The 24,400-nt window shown below is 52.9% G+C and carries 20 protein-coding genes, 7 tRNA genes and 3 rRNA genes; 4 read left to right on the top strand and 26 right to left on the bottom strand.

What is annotated here, in order from left to right; all coding sequences use genetic code 11:
* Positions 1 to 33 precede the first annotated feature (33 nt).
* From CPZ25_RS20920 to rnc, 11 genes are all read right to left on the bottom strand, one after another.
* On the bottom strand, positions 34 to 192 hold the full coding sequence (locus tag CPZ25_RS20920; protein WP_243129389.1) for a hypothetical protein: 159 nt from the start codon (positions 190 to 192) through the stop codon (positions 34 to 36).
* Between the two features lie 187 nt (positions 193 to 379).
* Positions 380 to 832: a cyclic nucleotide-binding domain-containing protein gene (locus CPZ25_RS20075; RefSeq protein ID WP_096919259.1), complete on the bottom strand. Its 453-nt coding sequence runs from the start codon at positions 830 to 832 to the stop codon at positions 380 to 382.
* Between the two features lie 343 nt (positions 833 to 1,175).
* On the bottom strand, positions 1,176 to 1,865 hold the full coding sequence (trmD, locus tag CPZ25_RS20070) for a tRNA (guanosine(37)-N1)-methyltransferase TrmD (RefSeq protein ID WP_096919258.1): 690 nt from the start codon (positions 1,863 to 1,865) through the stop codon (positions 1,176 to 1,178).
* Positions 1,862 to 2,380 (bottom strand): ribosome maturation factor RimM, encoded by a 519-nt coding sequence (gene rimM, locus CPZ25_RS20065; RefSeq protein ID WP_096919257.1) that lies wholly within the window; start codon positions 2,378 to 2,380, stop codon positions 1,862 to 1,864. Before rimM ends, trmD begins: the two co-directional genes overlap by 4 nt.
* A 129-nt stretch (positions 2,381 to 2,509) precedes the next feature.
* Positions 2,510 to 2,740: a KH domain-containing protein gene (locus CPZ25_RS20060; RefSeq protein ID WP_013381181.1), complete on the bottom strand. Its 231-nt coding sequence runs from the start codon at positions 2,738 to 2,740 to the stop codon at positions 2,510 to 2,512.
* Positions 2,741 to 2,755: 15 nt separating this feature from the next.
* Positions 2,756 to 3,001, bottom strand: a complete 246-nt coding sequence (gene rpsP, locus CPZ25_RS20055) for a 30S ribosomal protein S16 (protein WP_058695241.1) — start codon at positions 2,999 to 3,001, stop codon at positions 2,756 to 2,758.
* A 48-nt stretch (positions 3,002 to 3,049) separates the two neighbouring features.
* A complete protein-coding gene (ffh, locus tag CPZ25_RS20050; RefSeq protein ID WP_096919256.1) occupies positions 3,050 to 4,396 on the bottom strand; it encodes a signal recognition particle protein in 1,347 nt (448 codons plus the stop codon).
* A gap of 8 nt (positions 4,397 to 4,404) precedes the next feature.
* Complete coding sequence (gene ylxM / locus CPZ25_RS20045; RefSeq protein ID WP_074618623.1) at positions 4,405 to 4,770, bottom strand: YlxM family DNA-binding protein; 366 nt, start codon at positions 4,768 to 4,770, stop codon at positions 4,405 to 4,407.
* 235 nt (positions 4,771 to 5,005) lie between these two features.
* The gene (gene ftsY / locus CPZ25_RS20040; RefSeq protein WP_207670836.1) at positions 5,006 to 5,914 is read right to left on the bottom strand and encodes a signal recognition particle-docking protein FtsY; all 909 of its coding nucleotides are present in this window, start codon (positions 5,912 to 5,914) and stop codon (positions 5,006 to 5,008) included.
* A 156-nt stretch (positions 5,915 to 6,070) separates the two neighbouring features.
* Positions 6,071 to 9,649 carry a chromosome segregation protein SMC gene (gene smc, locus CPZ25_RS20035; protein WP_167495283.1) on the bottom strand — a complete coding sequence of 1,193 codons (3,579 nt, stop codon included), beginning with the start codon at positions 9,647 to 9,649 and terminating at the stop codon, positions 6,071 to 6,073.
* Positions 9,650 to 9,680: 31 nt separating this feature from the next.
* Entirely contained in the window at positions 9,681 to 10,349 is a 669-nt protein-coding gene (rnc, locus tag CPZ25_RS20030; RefSeq protein ID WP_058695246.1) for a ribonuclease III, read from the bottom strand.
* 39 nt (positions 10,350 to 10,388) lie between these two features.
* On the opposite strand from rnc, the gene CPZ25_RS20025 reads away from it, so the two are divergent.
* Complete coding sequence (locus CPZ25_RS20025; RefSeq protein WP_096919254.1) at positions 10,389 to 10,619, top strand: hypothetical protein; 231 nt, start codon at positions 10,389 to 10,391, stop codon at positions 10,617 to 10,619.
* Here CPZ25_RS20025 and acpP read toward each other — a convergent pair whose 3' ends face one another.
* The 5 genes from acpP to CPZ25_RS20000 all read right to left on the bottom strand — a co-directional run bounded on the left by acpP (position 10,620) and on the right by CPZ25_RS20000 (position 14,071).
* Entirely contained in the window at positions 10,620 to 10,844 is a 225-nt protein-coding gene (gene acpP / locus CPZ25_RS20020; protein ID WP_058695247.1) for an acyl carrier protein, read from the bottom strand.
* Entirely contained in the window at positions 10,844 to 11,860 is a 1,017-nt protein-coding gene (gene plsX, locus CPZ25_RS20015) for a phosphate acyltransferase PlsX (protein ID WP_096919253.1), read from the bottom strand. Before plsX ends, acpP begins: the two co-directional genes overlap by 1 nt.
* A 56-nt stretch (positions 11,861 to 11,916) precedes the next feature.
* On the bottom strand, positions 11,917 to 12,093 hold the full coding sequence (gene rpmF / locus CPZ25_RS20010; protein WP_013381192.1) for a 50S ribosomal protein L32: 177 nt from the start codon (positions 12,091 to 12,093) through the stop codon (positions 11,917 to 11,919).
* Between the two features lie 30 nt (positions 12,094 to 12,123).
* Positions 12,124 to 12,594: a YceD family protein gene (locus CPZ25_RS20005; protein ID WP_074618482.1), complete on the bottom strand. Its 471-nt coding sequence runs from the start codon at positions 12,592 to 12,594 to the stop codon at positions 12,124 to 12,126.
* A gap of 286 nt (positions 12,595 to 12,880) precedes the next feature.
* Positions 12,881 to 14,071, bottom strand: coding sequence for an acetate/propionate family kinase (locus CPZ25_RS20000; protein WP_058695250.1), 1,191 nt, complete (start codon positions 14,069 to 14,071; stop codon positions 12,881 to 12,883).
* A gap of 145 nt (positions 14,072 to 14,216) precedes the next feature.
* Between CPZ25_RS20000 and CPZ25_RS19995 the strand changes: the two genes are divergently transcribed.
* Genes CPZ25_RS19995 through CPZ25_RS19985 form a run of 3 tightly spaced genes read left to right on the top strand, consistent with a single transcriptional unit; the run spans position 14,217 to position 18,279 of the window.
* Positions 14,217 to 15,458 (top strand): tRNA(Met) cytidine acetate ligase, encoded by a 1,242-nt coding sequence (locus tag CPZ25_RS19995; protein ID WP_096919252.1) that lies wholly within the window; start codon positions 14,217 to 14,219, stop codon positions 15,456 to 15,458.
* Entirely contained in the window at positions 15,455 to 17,038 is a 1,584-nt protein-coding gene (locus CPZ25_RS19990) for a carboxylesterase/lipase family protein (RefSeq protein WP_096919251.1), read from the top strand. Before CPZ25_RS19995 ends, CPZ25_RS19990 begins: the two co-directional genes overlap by 4 nt.
* An 11-nt stretch (positions 17,039 to 17,049) precedes the next feature.
* Complete coding sequence (locus CPZ25_RS19985) at positions 17,050 to 18,279, top strand: aminopeptidase (RefSeq protein ID WP_096919250.1); 1,230 nt, start codon at positions 17,050 to 17,052, stop codon at positions 18,277 to 18,279.
* 249 nt (positions 18,280 to 18,528) lie between these two features.
* On the opposite strand, the gene CPZ25_RS19980 is transcribed toward CPZ25_RS19985, so the two are convergent.
* The 10 genes from CPZ25_RS19980 to CPZ25_RS19935 form a co-directional block, all read right to left on the bottom strand.
* Positions 18,529 to 18,604, bottom strand: a tRNA-Lys gene (locus tag CPZ25_RS19980).
* A 23-nt stretch (positions 18,605 to 18,627) separates the two neighbouring features.
* A tRNA-Asp gene (locus CPZ25_RS19975) sits at positions 18,628 to 18,704 on the bottom strand.
* A 36-nt stretch (positions 18,705 to 18,740) separates the two neighbouring features.
* Positions 18,741 to 18,815: transfer RNA gene (locus tag CPZ25_RS19970), tRNA-Glu, on the bottom strand.
* Between the two features lie 67 nt (positions 18,816 to 18,882).
* Positions 18,883 to 18,957: transfer RNA gene (locus CPZ25_RS19965), tRNA-Asn, on the bottom strand.
* Positions 18,958 to 18,966: 9 nt separating this feature from the next.
* Positions 18,967 to 19,083, bottom strand: a 5S ribosomal RNA gene (rrf, locus tag CPZ25_RS19960).
* Positions 19,084 to 19,294: 211 nt separating this feature from the next.
* Positions 19,295 to 22,157: ribosomal RNA gene (locus CPZ25_RS19955) — 23S ribosomal RNA — on the bottom strand.
* A gap of 164 nt (positions 22,158 to 22,321) precedes the next feature.
* Positions 22,322 to 22,398, bottom strand: a tRNA-Ile gene (locus tag CPZ25_RS19950).
* 19 nt (positions 22,399 to 22,417) lie between these two features.
* Positions 22,418 to 22,493, bottom strand: a tRNA-Ala gene (locus CPZ25_RS19945).
* Between the two features lie 22 nt (positions 22,494 to 22,515).
* Positions 22,516 to 22,591, bottom strand: a tRNA-Ala gene (locus CPZ25_RS19940).
* Between the two features lie 70 nt (positions 22,592 to 22,661).
* Positions 22,662 to 24,185 (bottom strand): 16S ribosomal RNA (locus CPZ25_RS19935).
* Together the 16S, 23S and 5S rRNA genes with 7 tRNA genes alongside form the textbook arrangement of a ribosomal RNA operon.
* Between the last annotated feature and the right edge of the window lie 215 nt (positions 24,186 to 24,400).

The raw sequence follows: 24,400 nt of genomic DNA, 5'->3' as shown, positions 1-24,400 counted from the left end.
GCAAGCTGTTTTTGAAATTTTATCCTTTGAAAATCAGGGGATTTCGACATGGATGTAGCCCTCGCTGTAATGGGGCAGGATATTCAGCCCTGCGGCCTGGGCCGCGGCGGCCACCTCCCCCACGCCCACGCCGGGGCAGTAGAGGTCGGCGGCGGCGCCGCGCTCGCGGAAGGACCAGGACACGCCGCCCACTTCCTGGTTGCGGGCTTCGCACCGCACGCCGGAGGTGATGATGACCGGCGGCCCAGCCCGGTTTGCAGGGCCTCGACCTTTTCCAGCAGCTCGGGCTCCAGGCTGTGGGGGTAGCCGTCACAGTCGCCCGCGCAGTCGCAGGCGTACTCTCACAGGGCGAAATGTGCGCTAGCCATGGGCTCCTGCTTCAGGGGGCGGGCTGTCCGGCGGGGCTTCGGGCGGCGGGGCTGTGGCTGCCAGAAGATCGGTGGTCTCTGCCGGGTTTTCGGGGCTTTCTGGCCCGGTTAAAGCTGGCGCTGCCGTTGACGCAGCGGTCCATGACTTCTGGCGCCAGGGTCAGCAGCACCGTGTCGGTATCGGCCACAAAACTGGTGGCCATTTCAAAGACTGAAGCGCCTGGGCAGTACAGTGGAAAAAGCGCGCCCTTGCCATAATAGGTGAGCACCGTGCGGACATTACCCGTCTCGTAAAAATAAAAGGAGCGGACTGCCCCCTCCAAAACGTAAAAATAACGGTCGAACACGTCGCCGGCGCCGTTGAGCACCTCGCCCTTTTTGCGCCTGATGATTCCATGCTCCTCCCCCATTAGAAAATCCTCAAACTCCAAAAAATCATCATTGATAAAATCTGGTTTGTCCATGAGTCCCTCCCTCTCTGCGTTGCAGTGTTTATTTTATTATAGCAGAAAGAGGGCGGAATGGATACGGGGAGATATGGGGAGATACGGGGTATGAGGCTCTGCCTTTCATCCAGACAAAGAAAAGTGTCCAGTCGCTGACGAATACGATCTGGAATCGCGGTAATTGACCGGAACAGCCGGCCACTTGTGAGATAACAGGACCCACTTAGTATCGCTTGATCCAAGTCCAAATGATGTAGCCGCAGGACGACTTTTCTTTACTTAGGTGAAAGGCGCCGCCTCGCAGCTCGCCACAACAAAAAAACGAAGCGCCCAAAAAGCACTCCATCTTTTTTCTCTCTTTTTACTGCTTCCGCTTCCACTTCTCAAATAAATCGGGACGCCGGGCTTTTGTCTTTTCGACGGCCTGCTCGTGGCGCCAGTCGGCGATGGCCTTGTGGTTGCCGGAGAGCAGCACCGGGGGCACCTCGCGGCCCTCAAACACCGGCGGTCTTGTGTACTGGGGGTATTCAAGCAGGCCGTTCTCAAAGGATTCCTCGCTCAGGCTCTCGTTGTTGCCCAGAAAGCCGGGCAGGTGCCTGGCAATGCAGTCGGCCATGGTGAGGGCCGGCAGCTCGCCGCCGGTGAGCACATAGTCCCCGATGGAGTACTCGTCGGTGACATAGGCTTTGATAAGGCGCTCGTCAATGCCCTCGTAGTGGCCACAGATAAAGATGAGCCCCTCTGCCTGGGACAGGGCTTCGCCGTCCTGCTGGACGAAGGTTCTGCCGCCCGGGCTCAGATGGATGACTGGGTAACGCTCCCAGCCCTCGATGCTCTTAAGGGCCGCGGCGATGGGCGGGGCGGCCATGACCATGCCCGCACCGCCGCCGTAGGGGTAATCGTCCACCTTTTTGTGCTTGTTGCCCGAGTAATCCCGGATATCGATGACCGTGTAGTCCACCACGCCGCTGTCCACCGCTCGCTTCATCATGCTGTCTCCGAAGTACTGGTGAATGAGCCCCGGAAACAGGGTCAGGAAATAGTATTTCATAGGTTCATCAGTTCCTCTGGAATGTCGGCGGTGATGCGCCCTGCCTCTAAATCCACCTTCAGGAAATAGATTTTGCGCGCCGGGACGTAGACCAGCTTTTCCGGGGTTTTGATCTCGATATTATCCACACTGCCGGCGGTCTGGATCACGTCCTTTACGACGCCGATGGGCGCGCCGTCCGGGTCTGAGACTTCCAGGCCGATCATATCCTCGATAAAGTATTCGTCTGCCTCCAGGGCCACTGCGTCCTCGCGGTCAATGGCAATGGTGCGGCCGATGAGCTTTTCGCTCTGGTTGCGGTCGTTCACGTCTTTCAGGGTCAGGAGCACGTTGCCCTTGTGCAGGCGCACCAGCTCTACCTCGCGGCGCTCCCGCTTTTTATCGTCCTGGAGATAGACGGCGTCCAGACCGTAAAACCGGCCGGGATCGTCGGTCAGCGGGTAGACCTTGAGCTCACCGCGGATGCCGTGGGCGCCCAGGATTTTACCGATCACCATGGTTTCTTTTTTCATCATTTCCTCCAAATTAAAATACGCTATCGGGGGCAAAAGCCCTGTTTTTTCACGCGAGCGTGAAACACAGGCCCTTTTGGACCCTTGGTATCAAAAAAGGGACCGTTCGCTTTTGAACAATCCCGTTTTTCTCTATTGAACAATTTCCAGTACAACGCGTTTATCGTCTTTTGTAGCCGCTGCTTTGAGAACCGTACGGATTGCCTTGGCAATGCGGCCCTGCTTGCCGATCACCTTACCCATGTCCTCGTCGGCGACTTTGAGCTCCAGAACAATGCTCTGTTCCTTGTCAATTTCGTTGACGACAACTGCGTCCGGATGATCGACCAGCGCTTTAGCAATGATTTCTACAAGCTTTTTCATTACCACTCTCCTGGACTATCCAATGATATTTTCTTTTTTCAGTAATGCCTGAACGGTGTCCGTCGGCTTTGCGCCATTGGCTAACCAGCCTTTGATGGCTTCTGCGTCCAGCTTTAACTCTGCGGGTTCTACGCATGGATTGTAGTAACCTACTTCTTCGATGAATTTACCATCTCTTGGTGCGCGGATGTCCGCAACAACGACTCTATAGAAAGGTTTTTTCTTTTTACCCATTCTTTTTAATCTGATTTTAACTGCCATTTTATTTCCCCCTTTCTGTGAAATTGCTAAATTAATTTATCTAAAAGCTTACATAAACGGTAGCTTGAACCGTCCTTTTTTGGCCTTGCCCTGCATGGCGCCCATCTGCTTCATCATCTTTTTGGTCTGCTCAAAGCCTTTGAGCATCCGGTTGACGTCGGAGACGGTGGTGCCGCTGCCCAGCGCGATGCGCTTTCTGCGGCTGCCGTTAATGATTCCGGGCTTCAGCCTTTCCTCGGGCGTCATGGAGCGGATAATGGCCTCGGTCTGTTTGGTCTGTCCCTCGGCAGCATCCATGTTCATGCCCTTCAGCATTTTTTTGTTGACGCCTGGCACCATTTCCATCAGCTCGCTCATGGAGCCCATGTTCTGAAGCTGCTGCATCTGGTCTAAGAAATCGTTGAGGTCAAATTCCTGGGTCCTCAGCTTTTCTTCGAGCGCCCTGGCCTTTTCCTCGTCGATCATGTTCTGTGCCTTGTCGATCAGTGACAGGACATCGCCCATGCCCAGAATACGGTTGGCCATGCGGTCGGGGTAGAAAAGCTCGATATCGGTCAGCTTTTCGCCGGTCCCGATGTATTTGATGGTCTTCCCGGTGGTGTAGGTGACGGACAGTGCCGCCCCGCCCCGGGTGTCCCCGTCAAGCTTGGTCAGTACAACGCCGGTTATTTCCAGCTGTTTGTTAAATTCGTCGGCCACGTTCACGGATTCCTGACCGGTCATGCCGTCGACCACCAGCAGGATCTCGGTTGGTTCGAGCAGCGCCTTGAGGTCGACCAGCTCGTTCATCAGGGTTTCGTCGATCTGGAGGCGCCCGGCGGTATCGATGACCACCAGGTCGTAACCTTCAGCCTCGGCAAATTCCAGGGCCTTTTTGGCAATGACTCTGGGGTCCTTCTCGTCCTTGTTCAGGTAAACGGGAATGTCCAGCTCTTTGCCCAGTATTTCTAACTGGTCGATGGCCGCGGGACGATAGACGTCACAGGCCACGAGCAGTGGTTTAAGCTTCTTTTCTTTGCGCAGAAGGTTCGCGATTTTGGCCGCGGTGGTGGTTTTACCCGCCCCCTGGAGCCCCACCATCATAAAGATGTTGATGCCCTGGTCCACAAATGCCATTTTCTGGAGCTCACCGCCCAACAGCTTGGTCATCTCGTCGTTGACGATTTTAATGAACTGCTGTCCCGGGGTCAGCGATTTTAAGACCTCCTCGCCGATGGCGCGATCGCTCACAGCTTTTGTGAACTGCTTGACGACCTTAAAGTTGACGTCGGCTTCCAAAAGCGCCAGCTTGATTTCGCGGCTGGCGGCTTTGATGTCGGCTTCGCTCAGCTTGCCCTTGCGTTTTAAGTTTGAGAAGATGTTTTGAAATTTTTCATTCAAGCCTTCAAAAATCATGATATCACCTAATAATCTTCGCTAATTCTGTTCATTTTCTCTTTGATGGCTGTCAGCTCGCTGCCCAGGGCCGGATGCCCTGTGACCAGCTCGGTCGCGAGGAGCGCTTCCAGCTCGAGGATCACGCCGTCGATGAGCTCCTGGCTTTTTAAAAACCGCTCCACCAGCTTCAGCTTGTCCTCGTAGGCCTGCATCTGCGCTTTCGAACGCTTGACGACATCGTAGACGCCCTGCCTTGTGACATGAACCACATCGCCGATTTCGGCCAGATTATAATCATCGTTATAATAATAATCCATGATCATTTTCTGCTTGTCTGTCAGCAATTCTCCGTAGAAATCAAAGAGTAACCGCTCTAATACGTTCTTTTCCATAAGCACCTTCACAGCGCGTAAAGTCTCTTCCCTTTACGCACTTACCTATTTTAAGGTTTTTCGATCCGCTTGTCAAGCTTTTTTCGCCTTTGTCAAGAAAAAAACTTGACAGGGGAAAACAGGTGGAGAATGGAGAATTAAAAGAACAAATTTGCCTTTGGCAAATTTGAATTTAAATCGAATTGGCCCTGCCAATTCGTTCCATCATTCTCCATTTTCCATTCTCAATTTTCCATTATTTTTCATACAGCATCCGCACAAATTCGCCGGCGTCAAAATCGATGAGGTCCTCGGGCTTTTCTCCGATGCCCACGTACTCGATGGGCACCTGGAGTGCGTCGATGATGGCAATGGCCACACCGCCTTTGGCGGTGCCGTCCATTTTGGTCATGACGATGCCGTCCAGGCGTACGGCGTCGTTAAAGGTTTTGGCCTGGTTCAGGGCGTTCTGGCCTGTGGTGGCGTCGAGCACCAGCAGGTTATGCTGGCTGAAATCCGGGCCTTCCCGGTCGACAATGCGGGTAATTTTTTCAAGCTCCTTCATCAGGTTGACTTTGTTGTGCAGGCGCCCGGCGGTGTCGCAGAGCAGGATGTCGGTGCCGCGGGCCCGGGCGGCGCCGATGGCGTCAAAGACCACAGAGGACGGGTCTGCCCCCTGCACACTCTTGATAATGTCCACGCCCACGCGGCCTGCCCACACGTCCAGCTGCTCGGCCGCGGCGGCTCTGAAGGTATCGGCCGCGGCCACCATGACTTTTTTGCCCTGGTCCTTGTATTTCTGGGCCAGCTTGGCGATGGTGGTGGTCTTTCCCACACCGTTGACGCCCACCACCAGCATGATCACAGGTAATTTGGTCTCGTGCTTTTCCACCTCCACCATCTCGGTCATGATCTGCCTGAGCAGGTCCATGACGTCCTGCTTGGCCTTGGTCTTGGTCTCCTTGATCTGCTCACGCAGGGTCTCGGTAATCTTGGTGGCCGTTTCGATGCCCAGGTCGGAAAGGATAAAGGTTTCCTCCAGCTCATCGAAAAAATCATCGTCGAGGTCGCCGTAGTACACGACGTTCTCGACCTTCTGCATAAAGCTATCCTTGGTCTTTTTGAGCTTCTCGCACATCCGCTCATAAAGGGTCAGTTCTGACATGTTACACCTCGTTTTTTTTAAAGTTGAAGGTGAAAGGTGGAAAGTGGAAAGTTCAGGTTCAAATTCGCTATGCGAATTTGTTTCTAAATCGAATTTGCCAAAGCAAATTCGTTCTATAACCTTCAACCTTCCAGCTTCAACCTTCCACAAAAGCTGTTAAGCGCCCGGCTCGATATAGTCCGACAGCCTTACCGCCACCAGCTTGGAGATCCCGTTTTTGGCCATGGAAACGCCGTATATGGCGTCGCAGGCCTCCAGGGTGCTCTTACGGTGGGTGATGATAATAAACTGGTTATCTGCGGCAATATGCTCTAAATAGCTGGTGAACCGGTAGATGTTATGGTCGTCCAGAGCGGCGTCGATCTCGTCGATGACGCAGAAGGGCGACGGGTTCAGCTCCAGGAAGGAGAACAGCAGCGCGATGGCGATCATGGATTTCTCGCCCCCTGACAGCAGGGAAATGTGGCGCAGGTTCTTGCCTGGCGGCTGGGCCACCAGCTCAATGCCACTTTCCAGCACGTTCTCGGGGTCGGTATACTCGATGTGGGCCTTGCCGCCCTCGAAGAGGATGCCGAAGATCCGGGTAAATTTTTTCTGGAGCTCGGCGAACTGCTTTGCGAACTGCCGCTCCATGGATTCGTACAGGTTGTCAATAATGCGCTCCAGCTCGCCCTTGGCCTTGGTCAGGTCTTTATACTGGGCGCTCATAAAGCCGTAGCGCTCATTCAGCTCCAGATATTCCTCAATGGCCCCCACATTCACATTGCCCATGGCGGCCATGCGGCCCTTTAAGCTGCGCTGGTTTTCGGGGCTCAGGTCCAGGTTCTCCCGGCTCAGGGCCTCGTAGATATCCCCCACCATCACAAAGTTCATGTCATAGCTCTCGAAGATATTCTCTTCCCAGTGGGTCATCTGCATTTCCAGCTTGTTCTTTGCCATCTCGGCGTTGCTTTTGGTCTCATTCTGCAGGATAAGCTGATGGTTCAGGTCTTTGATCTCCTGCTCCAGGGCCTCGCTGATCGCAGTCTGCTCTCGCGTCTCGGCGGAGAAGCTCTCTAAAGCCGCGCGCTTTTCGTTGACGGCTGCCTGCAGCTCCTCGGTCTCGACCTTCAGCACCTCGCAGCGGGTGCGGTGCAGGGCGCTGCTCTCACGGCAGGCCCGGATCTCGCTCTCCACCTTTTTCTCCCGGCCGACGCAGGTCTCGATCTGGCTGTGGATCATGGCCATCTGCTGCTCCAGGGAGCGGATGCCCTCGTTGTCCCGGGCCAGCTTGACCCGCCCCTCGGAGATTTTACGGTTCAGGCCCTCGATGGCCCCGCGGATCACCTCGATGTACTCGGCGCTGCCAGTATCGTCCTGCTCCATTTCCGCCTCCAGGGCGGCCAGCTCGGCCTCCTTCTGGGCGACAGTTTCCCGCAGGCGTTTTTCTTTTTCCAAAGAGCTGCCCGCGTCGTCTTGCAGATTCATAAAAATACGGTCGCTCTCGGCCATGCGCTTTTTGGTGGTCTCCAGGTTCTGGCTGATTTTCCAGCGCTCCTGCTCCACGCTGTTCAGACGCAGCTCGGCCTTTTTGGCGGCCTCTTTCAGGCCCTCATAGGCCTTAAAGGCTTCGCGGTAGGCGGCCTTGAGCTTGATTTTCTCACTGTCCTGCCGTTTCATCTCGGCTTCCAGCTTTTCGATCTCGGCCTTTTTAAACAGAGGCGACTGCTTGCCGCTCTTGTTGTAACCGCCCACGATGGCCCCGCCGGGGTAAAAGATTTCCCCCTCCAGGGTGACCACCGTATATTTGCCGAAGATGGCTTTCTGGATGGCCCGGCCGGCGTTAAAGTCGGCGGCCACCACAATGCGGCCCAGCAGACTCTCGATGACCCGCTTAAACCGGGGGCCGTATGCCACCAGCTCGGAGGCGATGCCCTCAAAGCCCGGGGCTCGGGACAAAATCTCCAGGTCCCTTGCCTCTACCCGGCCATAGCGCAGATTGTCCAGCGGCAGGAAAGTCGCCCGGCCTGCCCGCTGCTTTTTTAAAATATTGATGCACTGGTTGGCAGTGGACACGTCCTCCACCACGATGTTCTGGCTCTTGGCCCCCAGGGCCACGTCCACAGCCATGGTAAAGCGGTCGGGAATGGATAAAAGCTCCCCGACCGGGCCGTAGACCTTGTCGATCATGTCGCCCAGATGCTCCCGGGAGTTCATAATGGTCCGGATGCTCGGAAAGTAGTCGCTGTAATTTTTCTGGACACTCTTGAGATAATCGCGCTGGGACAGGTTTACCTTGTAGTTGTTTTCCAGCACGCTGTAGTCATTTCTCAGGCCCTGGGCTTTTTTCTCAGCCGCCTCGGCCTGGGTTTTAAGGCTCTCGGTCTCTGCGGCCAGGCGGGCGTGGATGCGCTCGTTCTGCTCGGCCTCCAGCTTAATGTCGGCCAGCAGCTGACTGCTGCGCGCCTGCTCCTCGCTCACCCGTTTCAGCTGGTCCTCGTGAAAGCTTTTCCTGGTGGTAAAGCCGGCCAGGCGGGTTTTTAAATCCAACAGCGTATCGTTCAGCACAGCCCGCTGCTGCTCCCGTTCCTCTCTCAGGCTCACGCCCTCGGCCTGCTTCAGCTTCTCGGCTTCCAGCTCGGCCTGGTGGCGGCTTTTCTCGTCCACCAGCTTCTGCAGGGCTTCGCTCTCAGCCGCGTAGGCCTGGGCGGCCGCGTCGCGGGAGGCGGCCAGCCCGTCATACTCCGCCTGGCAGCGGCTGTGCTCGTCCAGGTGAGCGTTCAGGTCCTGGGTGAGCCGCTCGGCGTTGGCGGACTCGTTCTCACTTTTGCCCTGGGTTATGAGGAGCTCACGCTCACACGCGCCAATGCGCTTTTTTAACTGCTCCAAGGCTTCTGCCATGGCGTCGGCCTGCTCGGTAATGCCCCGGATATTGCCCCGGGCGGCCTGGAAGGCGCGGTCCTTTTCTTCGGTCTTTTTCTCAATCTCAAAAATCTGAAACCGGATTTCGGCCAGCTGCTTCTCATAGGCGGCCAGCTGCTCTGAGGCGTCCTTCATGTTGTGGTAGAACACCATGAGGTCAACCTTTTTCAGGGCCTCCCGCAGCTCCAGGTATTCCTTGGCCTTTTCGGACTGGGCCTTTAAAGGCTTCAGCTGTTTTTCAATTTCTTCCAGGATGTCCTTCAGGCGTTCCAGGTTATTCTGGGTGTTCTCAAGCTTTTTCTCGGCCTCCTGCTTCTTGGTCTTGTAGTTGACAATGCCGACAGCCTCCTCCACAATGCCGCGGAGCTCCTGGGGGCTGGCGCCGATAATATTCTCGATCCCGCCCTGGCTGATAAGGGAGTACCCGTTTTTGCCAAGGCCGGTGTCCATAAACAGCTCATGGATGTCCTTGAGCTTGCAGTTTTTCTGGTTCATGCGGTATTCGCTCTCGCCGGAGCGGAAAAGTCGTCTTGTGATGACAATCTCGTCCAGATTGTCCAGGGTGAAGCCGCTGGTGTTGTCTAAGGTCAGGATGACCTCTGCATAGCTGAGGGGTTTCTTTTTCTCAGTTCCGGAGAAGATAACATCCTCCATTTTCTTGCCCCTCAGGGACTTGGTGCTCTGTTCCCCCAGCACCCAGCGGATCGCGTCGGTGATATTGCTCTTCCCGCTGCCGTTGGGGCCGACGATGGCCGATACCCCCTTGGAAAATTCCAGCTCTACGGGCTCCGCAAAGGATTTAAAGCCGGCCAGGGCCAGTTTTTTCAGGTACAACCGCACACCTCCTCTTTTTTGATTGGTTTATTTATTCACTCTTTTTGTCTTTAAACAGATAGTTTTTAGCAGCGTTCTGCTCGGCTTCCTTCTTGCTCTTGCCGGTGCCCTTGCTCACGACCACGCCGTTAAAGGAAAGGTCGATGAAAAAGGTCTTATTGTGCTCCGGCCCCTCGGATTTTTCCAGCACATACTCGATGGCGTTGTCACTGTGCTTCTGGATCTGCTCCTGAAGCTCGGTTTTGTAATCCTTGATGAGGCCGCCGCTCAGGGCCAGCTCGATGTTTTTTTCCAGGGTTCCCAGCACCACTTTTTTGGTGGTGTCGTAGTCACTGTCTAAAAACACCGCACCCATCACCGCCTCAAAGGCGTTGGCCAGATTGGATTTGCGTTTTCTGCCTCCAGTCACGATTTCTCCCTTGCCAAGGAGCATATAATCGCCCAGGTTCAGGTCAGAGGCGGCCTGGGACAAGGATTCGGCACATACAATATTGGAGCGGATTTTCGTCATCTTTCCCTCGGAAAGCTTGTTGTATTTATATAAATACTCGCTGATAATCAGTTCCAATACTGCATCCCCCAAAAACTCCAGGCGTTCATTGTTCGTGGTCGTTCCTGAATGTGAGCTGTGGGTCAGCGCCACCTTCAGAAGTTCCTTGTCCTTAAATGTGTAAGCAATGCGATCTTCAATTCTCTTCATTCTTTTCCACCTCGCTTTTAGAATAATGGAGAATGGAAAATGGAAAATGGAGAATTTATGAACGAATTGGCTTGCCAATTCGATTTAATTTCAAATTTGCCAGGGCAAATTTGTTTCCTTAATTCTCAATTCTCAATTCTCAATTCTCAATTAAGAAACCTCTTATACCTCCTTAAGAGCTTCTTTTTGGTTCTGACAGCTGCTTTTCTAACAGCCAAAATCATAATTTTGGGGCCAAAACAAAAGAAAAGTCCGCAATGGGACTTTTGATTACTGCAAGGCGTTTACGATATCGCCAACGGTTTTAATGTTTTCAAGCTCCTCATCGGGCATCTTAACGCCGAATTCTTCCTCAAAGGCCATGACCAGCTCGATAACGTCCAGAGAATCCGCTTCCAGATCCTCCATCAGAGAGGATTCCATGGTGATCTTTGCCGGGTCAAGCTCCAGCTGTTCCGCGATAATTTCCTGAACTTTTGCAAATTTTTCTTCCATTATTCTTTCTCCTGTTCCTTAACTGCCTTTTCTTCCTGTAGTTTGGCAGTGATTTTGCCCAGAACATCGTTGTCGATAAACTTAATGCTCTGGTTAATGGCGTTTTTGATGGCATAGGCGCCACTGCTGCCGTGGGCCTTGATGATACCGCCTTTTACGCCCAAAAACGGTGCTCCGCCGGCTTCGTCTGAGTCAAATTGTTTTTTGAACTGCTTCAGGTCGTTCTTGATGAGCACCCCGCCGATCTTGCCCTTGGCAGAGCCCATGATGGATTTTTTGATCCCTTTCATCAGGTAGCTGGACAGGCCCTCGAGCAGCTTGAGCACAATGTTGCCTGTAAAGCCGTCGCACACCAGTATATCCACATCGGTGGTGGGGATATCCCGGGCTTCGACATTGCCCACAAAATTCAGGTCACTGTTTTTGAGCAGCTGGTAAGCTTCCTTGACCATCATGCTGCCCTTTTCCTCCTCAGAGCCAATGTTGACCAGGCCCACCTTAGGATTCTTTTTACCCAAAACGCTCTCAAAATAGACATGTCCCAGCATGGCGAACTGTTCCAGATACTCAGACTTGCAGTCTGCGTTGGCTCCGGTATCAATGAGCAGCACCACGCCGCCGTCCTTTGGCAGGGCAGCCGCCAGCGCGGGACGCTTGATCCCCTTGATCCTTCCCAGTTTAAGAAGCCCGCCGGAAAGCAGCGCACCTGTGCTGCCCGCTGAGATGAGCACACTGTCCGGGTCGCCCTTCATGGCGTTTAGGGCCACCACCAGCGAGGAATCCTCTTTTCGGCGGATCGCCATTGCCGGCTCCTCGTCAAAGCCGATGACGGTTTCTGCGTGAAGCACCTTTATCTTATCCTGTGGATAGGTATATTTTGCCAGCTCCTGCTTTACGATGTCCTCCTTACCCACAAGGGTGAGGGGCACGCCGTACTCCTTAACGGCGTCCACCGCGCCTTTGACAATCTCGACCGGCGCGTTGTCGCCGCCCATTGCATCGACGAATATATTCACGTTAACACCTTCCTAAAATAACTCCGTATAGAGAAAAAACAGAGTCGGAACTCTGTTTAGTCTTCAATCATTACATTTACATCTTTATAAGTTCCGCAGGATTTGCATACGCGGTGTGGTAATTTGATTTCACCACATTTTGGGCATACGCTCATACCAGGGATATTCAGTTTGTAATGTGTTCTTCTCTTGTCTCTTCTAGATTTAGAAATTTTACTCTTTGGTACTGCCATCTTTTACACCTCCTATGTTTAAGTCACATCTTACAGTAGCTTTTTAAGGGCTTCCATCCTCGGATCAATATCCGATTCATCCCCGCAACTGCATTGTTCTTGATTTAAGTTTGCTCCACAACTTGGACATAACCCCTTACAGTCTTCGTCACACAAAACCTTAAACGGCTCGTTGATAAAGAGACACTCCTCAACATAGGGCACCATATCAATGGTCTCCGTACCCGGGTCCGTTTCGATCGTGTCCTCAAATTCAAAGACACTGCTAACGGGGGTGGGTGTAAGACAGCGGGCGCAGGGGTAAACAATCACTCCGGTCAAGGTAAACTTCATCAAAAACTCAGTAGCTCCGAGCTTTTTGATGCTACCCTTTACCAAAGCGCCGTTTTCATCCAGCTTGCCCTCATAATCGTCCCCATATCCTTTGAGATCATCCTGAAACAGACGAAATTCATAATTCAGGGTTTCATCATTTAATAATTTTAAAACATTAATAATCATTTCATAACTCCAAATGGGCAATCCTCATTATATATAGGATTGCCCATTTTGTCAAGTAAAAATCTTTACAAACGGGCCACAAATTTCAAAGGCTTAAACAAGCGGAAAATGAAAGCCGTATTCAATCAAATCAGCCGTTGGCTGATTTGCACCTGAACTTTCAACTTTCAACTTTCAACTTCAAAAGCCTCTCTTTAACGCTCTCCCGCTTCAGCATAATATTTTTACACACTAAGATGGCGTGCCCATGTGACACGCCATCTCTGTGTGATTGTTTTTCTTATGATTAACCGACTAATTCGACGGTATCGCGGGCGATCATTAATTCTTCGTTGGTCGGGATCACCATGACCTTGGTTCTGGAGTCCGGGGTAGAGATCACAAGCGCTTCGCCGCGTTTGCTGTTCTTTTCTTCGTCCAACTGGATGCCCAGGTATTTTAAGCCGCTGCAGATCGCTGCGCGGTCCTTGGCAGAGTTTTCACCCAGGCCGGCAGTGAAGATAATGCCGTCAACGCCGTCCATGGCAGCGACATAAGCGCCGATGGTGGTTTTGACACGGTAGATAAAGATATCCAGAGCCAGCTTCGCGCGTTCATTGCCCGCTTCAGCCGCCGCTTCAACATCACGGAAGTCCGAGCTTACGCCGGAAACGCCCAGCACGCCGGATTCTTTGTTCATCATGGTGTTTACCTGATCCACGGTATATCCCTTGTCACATAAGAAAGGAATGATGGCCGGGTCAATATCGCCGCAGCGGGTACCCATTTCAAGGCCTGCCAGCGGGGTTAAGCCCATGGAAGTGTCAATACATTTGCCATAGCGGATCGCAGCGACACTCGCGCCGTTTCCTAAGTGACAGGAAATTAATTTTAAGTTGCCGATGTTTTCGCCCAGCAGCTCAGCAGCCGTCAGACTCACAAAACGGTGAGAGGTGCCGTGGAAGCCGTATTTACGGATTCTGTATTTTTCGTACATTTCATAGGGCAGCGGGTAGATATAAGCTTCTGCTGGCATGGTCTGGTGGAAAGCCGTGTCAAACACGCCGACCATCGGTACGCCCGGCAGCAGTTCTTCGCAGGCACGAATCCCAATTAAGTTGGCAGGATTGTGAAGCGGCGCCAGCTCAGAGCAGTCTTCCATTTTCTTAATCACTTCATCATTGATCACAACAGAGCTCGCAAAAGTTTCAGCCCCGTGAACGGTTCTGTGGCCGACAGCGTCAATTTCCTTAAGGTCTTTGATCACGCCGTGGTCAGCGTCAACCAGGGCCGCCATAATAATATCCAAGGCTTCCTTGTGTGTTTCCATTGGCTGTTCAAACTTAACCTTATCTTTACCAGCCGGCTGGTGCACCACAACAGAGCCGTCAATACCGATTCTCTCAGCTAAACCTTTTGCCAACACTGTTTCAGTGTCCATATCCAGCAACTGATATTTCAGTGATGAGCTACCGCAGTTAATAACAAGTACATTCATTTTTAAATTTTTTCTCCTTTTATTGTCTTTTTCAGATAAACAATTTATAATTGAACTACACTAGTATATAATAACAGTAACAAACCAATAATGCCATTATTTTTTTGTTTTTTTGGGCTAAATTATTGCTCAGTTGGAGGAAACCATGCAAACCCAGGCCATCATCTGCGAATACAACCCCTTTCACAACGGCCACGCCTACCAGATACAGGCAGGAAAAAAGGCCGCCGGCAGCACCCATACCCTGGCGCTCATGAGCGGGAGCGTGGTCCAGCGGGGCACCTTTGCCGTAGCCGATAAATGGCTGCGCGCCCGCACCGCCCTGCTGTCCGGGGCCGATCTGGTCTGCGAGCTTCCCTTCTGTTACGCCGCCCAGAGCGCCGAGTACTTTGCCGCCGGCGCCGTCAAAATCCTAAACGCCACCGGCGTGTGCGACACCCTCTGTTTTGGCTCCGAGGCCGGCGACCTCGAGGCCCTGAGCGACGTGGCCCAGAGCCTCGCCTTTGAGACGCCCGCCTTCAGAGACGCCCTCAAGGCCGCCCTCGGCCAGGGCCTGGCCTTTCCAAAGGCCCGGGAGCTTGCTTTTAAAGCTACTAAAGGCGAAAAATCCGCATTTTATCTGCGGGAGCCCAACAATATTCTGGGTATAGAATATCTCAAAGCCCTGCTCCGCACCCACAGCACCATCCGGCCCGTCACCATAAAGCGGCAGGGAAACGCCTACCACGACACCGACGCCCAGAGCCGCTTTGCCAGCGCCACCGCCATCCGGCAGCTGCTGGCCGCGCCGGGCGTCAGCGCCCCGGCCCTGGCGCCCCTGCTGCCATACGATCCCAGCCTGCTCTTAAGCTATATGCAAAAAGCCCGCGTCCCCTGGGAGGAAAGCTACGCCAAGGCCCTGCTCAGCCAGATCCACTCCCAGGACCTCAGCCGCTTCAGAACTCTGCCCTACATGGAAAAAGGCCTCGAATTCAAGCTTAAAAAAGCCCTGGAGGCAGACAGCCGTTACGACAGCATTGTGGATACCCTCACCTCAAAACGCGCGCCCAAAAGCCGGATACGGCGTATTTTAATGGCTCTGTCCATGGGCTTTGAGTCCGCCGATCTCAGCCGCTTCGCAGACCCCGGCTTTGTGCCCTGCCTCCGGGTTCTGGGCTTTAACGAAAAAGGCCGGGCGCTGCTAAGGGCCATCCACGAGCAGGACGGCCTGCCCGTTATCACCAACACCCGCGCCAATATCACAAGGCTGAACCCCGACCAGCGCGCCTGCTTCGATTTCGACGCCCGCGCCACCGACCTGTACAGCCTGTTCTGTGAAAAGCAGTACCATTACCACCGCGACTACACCCAAAACCCTGTCATCATCGCCGAAAAGGAGGCCTTATGAATCTGAACTTTAACATGATCCCCAATGCAGAAGCTCCCCTGCCCCCCAAGCCCACCATCTATCCGCCCTGCGGCCCTGTGACCGGCGTTTTCCGGAAAAACGTCACCAGCTACAAGGGCATTCCCTTTGCCAAACCTCCGGTAGGCCCCCTGCGGTTCCGGCCGCCAGAGCCCGCCCCGGCCTGGATCAGCCCGCGCGAATGCTTTGAATTCAGCGATAAATGCCTCCAGTTCGGCGGCATTCTGGCCGACCTGCCGCCCATGTATAGCGCCGTCGGAAAAAGCGAGGACTGCCTGTACCTTAACGTCTGGACACCCGCCACCGAGCCCGGGGAAAAGCTCCCCGTTTATGTCTACGTCCACGGCGGCGGCTTTGCCACCGGTTCCGGTTCCGAGCTCATGTTCGACGGCGCCAATATGGCCGGGCGGGGCGTGGTGGTCGTCACCTTTAACTACCGCCTCGGCGCCTTCGGCTTTTTAGCCCTCGGGGCCATGGCAGAAGAATCCGGCAGCATCGGCAACCTCGGCCTCCTCGACCAGATTCAGGCGCTGAAGTGGGTGCGGGAAAACATCGAAGCCTTCGGCGGCGATCCCGAAAACATCACCCTGGGCGGCGAGTCCGCCGGCGCCTTCAGCGTGACCGGCCTGCTGCTCAGCCCGCTGACCAGGGGCCTGTTCCACCGGGCCATCGTCGAGAGCGGCTCCATCCTGTCCATCGGAGCCTTCTGCACCCGGGCCAAGGGCAACCTCGCAAAATCCATTGCCATGGGTAAAGACTTTGCCCAGATCTTCGGCGCAGACGACAGCCCAGAGGGGCTTGAAAAACTCCGGGAAGCACCGGCCGAGGCCATGGCCTACCTGTCCATGATCAAGGCCGACCGCGCCCTGCCCCTGCGTTTCTCCTTCTGGCCCGTATTCGACGGCGTCATCCTGCCAAAGGACCCCATACAGGCCCTGAAAAACGGCGACTACAACGCCGTCGATCTGCTCATCGGCTACAACACCAACGAGGCCACCCTGTTCTTCAAGAGCAACAACAACTTTGGCTCCTACCAGATGATGATCTATGATCTCTTCGGCGCCGACAACGCCCCCGCTGTGTTTGAGCGCTTCCCCATCGAGGACGAGCGCAAAGCCGAACGCCAGCTCGAAGCCATCTTTACCCACACCGGCTTTATCCTGGGCATGCGCATCATCGCCGACTACTTTGCCGACGCCGGGCGCAGCGTGTTTTTCTATAACTTTAACTATGATCCGGCCATTCTTAAAATTGTCGGGCTCGACACCGCCCACTCCCTGGAGCTGCCCTTTGTGTTCGGCAACGCCATCGGAAAAATGCGCATCAGCAAAATCAGCATCCTGTCCGACCAGATGCAGACCCACTGGACCAATTTTATGAAAACCGGCAACCCAAACACTGGCGGCGAGTACAAAAATATGATGTTCTGGCCTTTCTACAACACCAGAACCCGGCAGCTCATGGTTTTTGACAAGGAGCTTTCCAACAAGACCATGCCCGATGCCGATACCCTCGATTTTTTACAGAATTTACTCTATGGTAAAAAACCCTACTATCTATAAAGGAGATAATCATGCAGAAAGAAAATTTACAAAAGCTGGCTAAACTGGCTGTCCGCATTGGCGTCAACATTCAAAAAGACCAGAACCTGGTCGTCAATTCCCCCATCGAGTGCAACGCGTTCGCCAGAGCCCTGGCCGAAGAAGCCTACAAGGCCGGCGCCAGAGACGTCAGCATCAATTACAGCGACGAAAAATTCAGCAAAATCCGCTATACATACGCCGACCTCGACGTGTTTAAAGAAGTGCCCGACTGGTTCGTGGCCAAGCAGAACGCCGTGGTCGAAAAAGGCTCAGCCATGATCTCTGTCTACGCCGACGACCCCGACCTCCTGAAGGACGTCGACCCCGAAAAGATCAAAACCGCCTCAGCCGCCATCCAGAGCGCCACCGAAGCCTACCACATGGCTATGATGAACAACGAATGCCGCTGGTGTGTCGTCTCTGTGCCCACAGTCGGCTGGGCCACCAAGGTATTCCCCGGCGTCGAGCCCGAAACCGCTGTCGATATGCTCTGGGATTCCATCTTCAAGGCCACCCGGGCCGACCAGGACGACCCCGTTGCCGCCTGGCACCAGTTCAACAAAAGCTTTGAGGATAAAACCCGTTTCCTCAACAACAGCCAGTTCGTCAAATTCATCTATAAAAACAGCCTGGGCACCGACATTGAGGTCGGCATGCCCGAAAACCATATCTGGGCCGGCGGCAGTGAAAAAGCCGCAGACGGCGTCGAATTCTTCCCCAATATCCCCACCGAGGAAGTGTTCTCCGCCCCGCATAAGGACAAGGTCAACGGCACACTGGTCAGCTCCCATCCCCTCGTCTACAATGGCCAGCTCATCGACAATTTCTCACTGACCTTTAAAGACGGCAAGGTCGTAAGCTACCAGGCCGAAACCGGCGAAGAAGCCCTCAAAAACCTCGTCGAAGCCAGCGAAGGCTCCAATTACCTGGGTGAGATCTCCTTCGTTCCCTACCACTCCCCCATTTCCAATATGGATATCCTGTTTTACAATACCCTGTTCGACGAAAACGCCTCCTGCCACTTTGCCCTTGGAGCCGCCTATCCCACCTGTGTCAAAGACGGCTCCAGCATGAGCGTGGACGAGCTTAAAAAGGCTGGTCTCAACTATTCCACCACCCACGTTGATTTCATGGTCGGCACCGAAGACCTGAGCATTACCGGTATCCAGGCCGACGGCACCGAAGTGCCCATCTTTGTGAACGGCGACTGGGCCATCTAGCCCAAGCTATCAAAACAAAGAACCTTTGGCAGATCCAGCCAAAGGTTCCTTTTTAATGGAATAAGACGACATGCCAAAACGACACACCATGCTGTGCACTCAGCTTCGGCCCAATTTTTCACCAAATCCCCGTGAGATGACGTGCCAAAACAGCGCGCCATGTTCCCCTCTCAGCATTCAAGCCGCCTGGCTTGTTTCTCTAAAAAATAAAAAAAGCAACTGTTTTCACAGCTGCTATATCTTCTAAAATGGTGACCCATGGGCGACTTGAACGCCCGACACCCTGATTAAAAGTCAGATGCTCTACCAACTGAGCTAATGGGTCACATAAATTGGTAATATAAAAAATGGCGACCTGGAAGAGACTCGAACTCTCGACCTCCAGCGTGACAGGCTGGCATTCTAACCAACTGAACTACCAGGCCGCATGGTGTTAAAAATAGGAACTTTAAAACTAAAAATGGTGACCCCTGGGGGATTCGAACCCCCGTAACCGCCGTGAAAGGGCGGTGTCTTAACCGCTTGACCAAGGGGCCAAATTGCTTTGGCTTAAAAAGACGGATATGGAAAATTCCTGCTTCTCCATATCCGTTTGTCTTCAAATGGCTCCCCAGGTAGGATTCGAACCTACAGCCTATCGGTTAACAGCCGAGTGCTCCACCGTTGAGCTACTGAGGATTATTTAAGACCCCGCGATGTCCTATCCTCCCAGGCAGTTGCCCACCAAGTACTTTCAGCGCTGAAGGACTTTACTTCTGTGTTCGGTATGTTAACAGGTGTTTCCCCTTCGCCATCATCACGAGATCAATCTTGTGTTTTTATTCAATTATAAGGATCGTATTTTTCAAAGCAAAGCTTCCTATCTGTTCAAGATGCTTTTCTTTGAAAAATGCGTTCGCTTTTGTACCTTTGCTTCGCTTGCGCTCAGCTGCATACCAAAGCCTTTCATGCTTTGGACAAAAGTGTTGGTCACTCAAAACAACATAAAGGAAAAGAGTTTTCAAAATGTCTTGATGGGATCAAGACCTCGGCCGATTAGTACTGGTCAGCTCCATACATTGCTGCACTTCCACCTCCAGCCTATCTACCTGGTCGTCTTCCAGAGGCCTTACTTCTTTCGAATGAGATATCTTATCTTAAGGGGGGCTTCGTGCTTAGATGCCTTCAGCACTTATCCCTTCCAAACTTAGCTACCCAGCGATGCTCCTGGCGGAACAACTGGTGCACCAGCGGTTTGTCCATTCCGGTCCTCTCGTACTAGGAACAGCTCCTTTCAAATATCTTACGCCCACGACGGATAGGGACCGAACTGTCTCACGACGTTCTGAACCCAGCTCGCGTGCCTCTTTAATGGGCGAACAGCCCAACCCTTGGGACCTGCTTCAGCCCCAGGATGAGACGAGCCGACATCGAGGTGCCAAACCTCCCCGTCGATGTGGACTCTTGGGGGAGATAAGCCTGTTATCCCCGAGGTAGCTTTTATCCGTTGAGCGATGGCCCTTCCACTCGGAACCACCGGATCACTAAGCCCGACTTTCGTCTCTGCTCGAGATGTCTCTCTCGCAGTCAATCACCCTTCTGCCTTTGCACTCTTACAGATGGTTTCCAACCATCCTGAGGGTAACTTTGGGCGCCTCCGATACTTTTTAGGAGGCGACCGCCCCAGTCAAACTGCCCATCTGACACTGTCCGCTTGCCGGTTGACGGCAACGCGTTAGAATTCCAATATAACAAGAGTGGTATCCCAACAATGGCTCGGCACACACTGGCGTGCATGCTTCTCTGCCTCCCACCTATCCTGTACATGTTATATCAAAACTCAATGCCAGACTACAGTAAAGCTCTACGGGGTCTTTCCGTCCTGTCGCGGGTAACTCGCATCTTCACGAGTACTACAATTTCACCGGGTGTGTTGTCGAGACAGCGCTCAAATCGTTACGCCTTTCGTGCGGGTCAGAACTTACCTGACAAGGAATTTCGCTACCTTAGGACCGTTATAGTTACGGCCGCCGTTTACTGGGGCTTAAGTTCGCACCTTCGCTTGCGCTAAGCACTCCCCTTAACCTTCCAGCACCGGGCAGGCGTCAGCCCCTATACGTCATCTTTCGATTTAGCAGAGACCTGTGTTTTTGCTAAACAGTCGCTTGAGCCTCTTCTCTGCGGCCCCCGAGGGGGCACTCCTTCTCCCGAAGTTACGGAGTCATTTTGCCGAGTTCCTTAACAACACTTCTCCCGCTCATCTTAGGATTCTCTCCTCGCCTACCTGTGTCGGTTTACGGTACGGGTACCTCTTTGCTCGATAGAAGCTTTTCTTGACAGCGTGAAATCGGCGACTTCCCTACTTATTTTTCGTTCCGCATCACAGCTTGACCTTGGGGAAAAAGGGATTTGCCTCTCTTTCCAGTCTCACTGCTTGCCCCGGCTCTTCCAATGGCCGGGTTCGCTTATCCTTCTGTGTCACTCCATCTCTCAAACGCATTGAGGTAGTACTGGAATTTCAACCAGTTGTCCATCGCCTACGTCGTTCGACCTCGGCTTAGGCCCCGACTAACCCTGAGCGGACGAGCCTTCCTCAGGAAACCTTGGGCTTTCGATGGTGAAGATTCTCACTTCACTTTCGCTACTCATGCCAACATTCTCTCTTCTCTTAAGTCCACTGAACCTTTCGATTAAGCTTCGCCCCTAAGAGATTGCTCCCCTACCACTGTACCTTACGGCACAATCCATCGCTTCGGTGCCTGATTTTAGCCCCGTTCATTTTCGGCGCACCACCACTCGACCAGTGAGCTATTACGCACTCTTTAAATGTATGGCTGCTTCTAAGCCAACATCCTGGTTGTTTGTGCAGTGACACATCCTTTCCCACTTAATCAGTACTTGGGGACCTTAGCGGATGGTCTGGGCTGTTTCCCTTTTGACAATGAAACTTATCTCCCACTGTCTGACTGCCCTGTTAAAATGGACGGCATTCGGAGTTTGATATGGTTCGGTAAGCTTGACGCCCCCTACCCAATTCAGTGCTCTACCTCCGTCATTCATCACAGAACGCTAGCCCTAAAGCTATTTCGGGGAGAACCAGCTATCTCCGTGTTCGATTGGAATTTCACCCCTATCCACAACTCATCCAAGCCTTTTTCAACAGACACTGGTTCGGGCCTCCACTTGGTTTTACCCAAGCTTCACCCTGGTCATGGATAGATCACACGGTTTCGGGTCTACAGCATGCAACTCGTCGCCCTCTTAAGACTCGCTTTCGCTTCGGCTCCGCACCTGAAGTGCTTAACCTCGCTACATACCGTAACTCGTTGGCCCGTTCTACAAAAAGCACACTGTCACTTGCGCTCCAGCTGCTTGTAAGCACAGGGTTTCAGTTTCTATTTCACTCCCCTCCCGGGGTTCTTTTCACCTTTCCCTCACGGTACTTTCCGCTATCGGTCACTGGGTAGTATTTAGCCTTGGGGGGTGGGCCCCCCATCTTCCCACAGGGTTTCACGTGTCCCGTGGTACTCGTTGAATCTCCTCATTTCGGCTTTTCGCTTACGCGCGTCTTACGCTCTTTGCGGGGCCTTCCCATGCCCTTCTGCTAAACGGAAATGATTGTTGGATTCTGGGCTTTTCCTCGTTCGCTCGCCGCTACTTAAGGAATCGATGTTTCTTTCTTTTCCTCCGGGTACTAAGATGTTTCAGTTCCCCGGGTTCCCTCCGTTATGCTATGGATTCACTTAACGGTGACGGTTCTTCTAACCGCCGGGTTTCCCCATTCGGACATCCACGTCTCGTCGGATATGTGCTCCTAAACGTGGCTTTTCGCAGCTTGTCGCGTCCTTCTTCGGCTCCCAGTGCCAAGGCATTCGCCCTGTGCTCTTTGTTTCTTGATCTCCACGAATGCTTTCGCATTTCGTTTTTCTTTTGTTCTCTTTCTGAGCTCAAAAGAATGTTGTTTTTGAAATTGCATTTATTAAGAAGTTTTACTTTGTTTAATATTTGCTCTTTACTCTTTTTTCTTTATGTTGTTTTCAATGACCAATATGATGTTTTATCATGGTGGGCTTGGGAGGACTTGAACCTCCGACCTCACGCTTATCAGGCGTGCGCTCTAACCACCTGAGCTACAAGCCCATATTTATTTTTTTAAATATGGTGGAGACGAGGAGACTCGAACTCCTGACCTTCTGCATGCGAAGCAGACGCTCTCCCAACTGAGCCACGCCCCCGCAATTGGTTTTGATGATAATATGGTGGAGATGAGGAGATTCGAACTCCTGACCCCCTGCTTGCAAGGCAGGTGCTCTCCCAACTGAGCTACACCCCCGTATCATCATTGTGCTGTATGACTTTGGGTCATACAAAAGAAAATAGTACCATGACTTCCTGTTCCCTAGAAAGGAGGTGATCCAGCCGCACCTTCCGATACGGCTACCTTGTTACGACTTCACCCCAATTACTAGCCCCACCTTCGACCGCTGAGTCCTTACGGTTCTCTCACGGGCTTCGGGTGTTGCCAACTCTCGTGGTGTGACGGGCGGTGTGTACAAGACCCGGGAACGCATTCACCGCGGCATTCTGATCCGCGATTACTAGCAACTCCAACTTCATGCAGGCGAGTTGCAGCCTGCAATCCGAACTGGGATCTGTTTTAAGGGATTTGCTTCACCTCGCGGTTTCGCGGCCCTCTGTTCAGACCATTGTAGCACGTGTGTAGCCCAGGTCATAAGGGGCATGATGATTTGACGTCATCCCCACCTTCCTCCGTATTGTCTACGGCAGTCCCTCTAGAGTGCCCAACTCAATGCTGGCAACTAAAGGCAGGGGTTGCGCTCGTTGCGGGACTTAACCCAACATCTCACGACACGAGCTGACGACAACCATGCACCACCTGTCTCTCTGTTCCCGAAGGAAACGTCCCATCTCTGGGATTGTCAGAGGATGTCAAGACCTGGTAAGGTTCTTCGCGTTGCTTCGAATTAAACCACATGCTCCGCTGCTTGTGCGGGTCCCCGTCAATTCCTTTGAGTTTCAACCTTGCGGTCGTACTCCCCAGGCGGAATGCTTATTGTGTTAACTGCGGCACTGAGTTTCCCCAACACCTAGCATTCATCGTTTACGGCGTGGACTACCAGGGTATCTAATCCTGTTCGCTCCCCACGCTTTCGCACCTCAGCGTCAGTATTTGTCCAGCAAGCCGCCTTCGCCACTGGTGTTCCTCCTAATATCTACGCATTTCACCGCTACACTAGGAATTCCACTTGCCTCTCCAATACTCAAGTCTGACAGTTTCAAATGCACGTCACCGGTTGAGCCGGTACCTTTCACATCTGACTTATCAGACCGCCTACGCGCCCTTTACGCCCAGTCATTCCGGACAACGCTTGTCCCCTACGTATTACCGCGGCTGCTGGCACGTAGTTAGCCGGGACTTCCTCATTGGGTACCGTCATGTTTTCTTCCCCAATAACAGAGCTTTACGATCCGAAAACCTTCTTCACTCACGCGGTATTGCTGCGTCAGGGTTGCCCCCATTGCGCAATATTCCCCACTGCTGCCTCCCGTAGGAGTCTGGACCGTGTCTCAGTTCCAGTGTGACCGTTCGCCCTCTCAGACCGGTTACCCATCGTCGCCTTGGTGGGCTGTTATCTCACCAACTAGCTAATGGGACGCGGGTCCATCCTATGGCACCGGAGTTTTCATGAAATGACCATGCGATCTCTCCATAATATAAGGCTTTACTCCCAGTTTCCCGAGGCTATTCCTTTCCATAGGGCAGGTTACCCACGCGTTACTCACCCGTTCGCCACTTTCCAATCACTTATTCCCCCGAAGGTTCTTAACTGATCTTCTCGTTCGACTTGCATGTGTTAAGCATACCGCCAGCGTTCGTCCTGAGCCAGGATCAAACTCTCAATAAAAAGTTTATCGTTTGCCTTTCGGCTTTTTGATCTGGTTCATGTGATGATTTTTTTGAAGTGTTCATCGCACTTGCGTTTTTTATCCTTTGCTGATTTCCATCAGCTGGAATTTCAGGTTTTATGGTACTATTCTCTTTTCTATGACCCTTACAGCTTTTCGCTGTAATCGTTGTTCCCTCTTGCGGAGAGAACTTCTATATTTTAGCATCTTGTTT

The organism is Eubacterium maltosivorans (assembly GCF_002441855.2).
GTDB classification, from domain to species: Bacteria; Bacillota; Clostridia; order Eubacteriales; family Eubacteriaceae; genus Eubacterium; species Eubacterium maltosivorans.
The sequence above is the reverse complement of the archived record's forward strand: the minus strand, read 5'-3'. Positions and strand labels throughout refer to the sequence as shown.

Excerpts from the sequence above, each read along its gene's own strand:
- CPZ25_RS20075 (WP_096919259.1), bottom strand. The coding sequence starts at position 832 with ATGGACAAACCAGATTTTATCAATGATGATTTTTTGGAGTTTGAGGAT.
- ftsY (WP_207670836.1), bottom strand. The coding sequence starts at position 5,914 with ATGTCAGAACTGACCCTTTATGAGCGGATGTGCGAGAAGCTCAAAAAG.
- CPZ25_RS20025 (WP_096919254.1), top strand. The coding sequence starts at position 10,389 with ATGGAAAATGGAGAATTTATGAACGAATTGGCTTGCCAATTCGATTTA.
- rimM (WP_096919257.1), bottom strand. The coding sequence starts at position 2,380 with ATGATGAAAAAAGAAACCATGGTGATCGGTAAAATCCTGGGCGCCCAC.
- acpP (WP_058695247.1), bottom strand. The coding sequence starts at position 10,844 with ATGGAAGAAAAATTTGCAAAAGTTCAGGAAATTATCGCGGAACAGCTG.
- CPZ25_RS19985 (WP_096919250.1), top strand. The coding sequence starts at position 17,050 with ATGCAGAAAGAAAATTTACAAAAGCTGGCTAAACTGGCTGTCCGCATT.
- ylxM (WP_074618623.1), bottom strand. The coding sequence starts at position 4,770 with ATGGAAAAGAACGTATTAGAGCGGTTACTCTTTGATTTCTACGGAGAA.
- CPZ25_RS19995 (WP_096919252.1), top strand. The coding sequence starts at position 14,217 with ATGCAAACCCAGGCCATCATCTGCGAATACAACCCCTTTCACAACGGC.
- trmD (WP_096919258.1), bottom strand. The coding sequence starts at position 1,865 with ATGAAATACTATTTCCTGACCCTGTTTCCGGGGCTCATTCACCAGTAC.
- CPZ25_RS19990 (WP_096919251.1), top strand. The coding sequence starts at position 15,455 with ATGAATCTGAACTTTAACATGATCCCCAATGCAGAAGCTCCCCTGCCC.
- CPZ25_RS20060 (WP_013381181.1), bottom strand. The coding sequence starts at position 2,740 with ATGAAAAAGCTTGTAGAAATCATTGCTAAAGCGCTGGTCGATCATCCG.
- ffh (WP_096919256.1), bottom strand. The coding sequence starts at position 4,396 with ATGATTTTTGAAGGCTTGAATGAAAAATTTCAAAACATCTTCTCAAAC.
- rpmF (WP_013381192.1), bottom strand. The coding sequence starts at position 12,093 with ATGGCAGTACCAAAGAGTAAAATTTCTAAATCTAGAAGAGACAAGAGA.
- rpsP (WP_058695241.1), bottom strand. The coding sequence starts at position 3,001 with ATGGCAGTTAAAATCAGATTAAAAAGAATGGGTAAAAAGAAAAAACCT.
- CPZ25_RS20005 (WP_074618482.1), bottom strand. The coding sequence starts at position 12,594 with ATGATTATTAATGTTTTAAAATTATTAAATGATGAAACCCTGAATTAT.
- CPZ25_RS20000 (WP_058695250.1), bottom strand. The coding sequence starts at position 14,071 with ATGAATGTACTTGTTATTAACTGCGGTAGCTCATCACTGAAATATCAG.
- rnc (WP_058695246.1), bottom strand. The coding sequence starts at position 10,349 with ATGAAGAGAATTGAAGATCGCATTGCTTACACATTTAAGGACAAGGAA.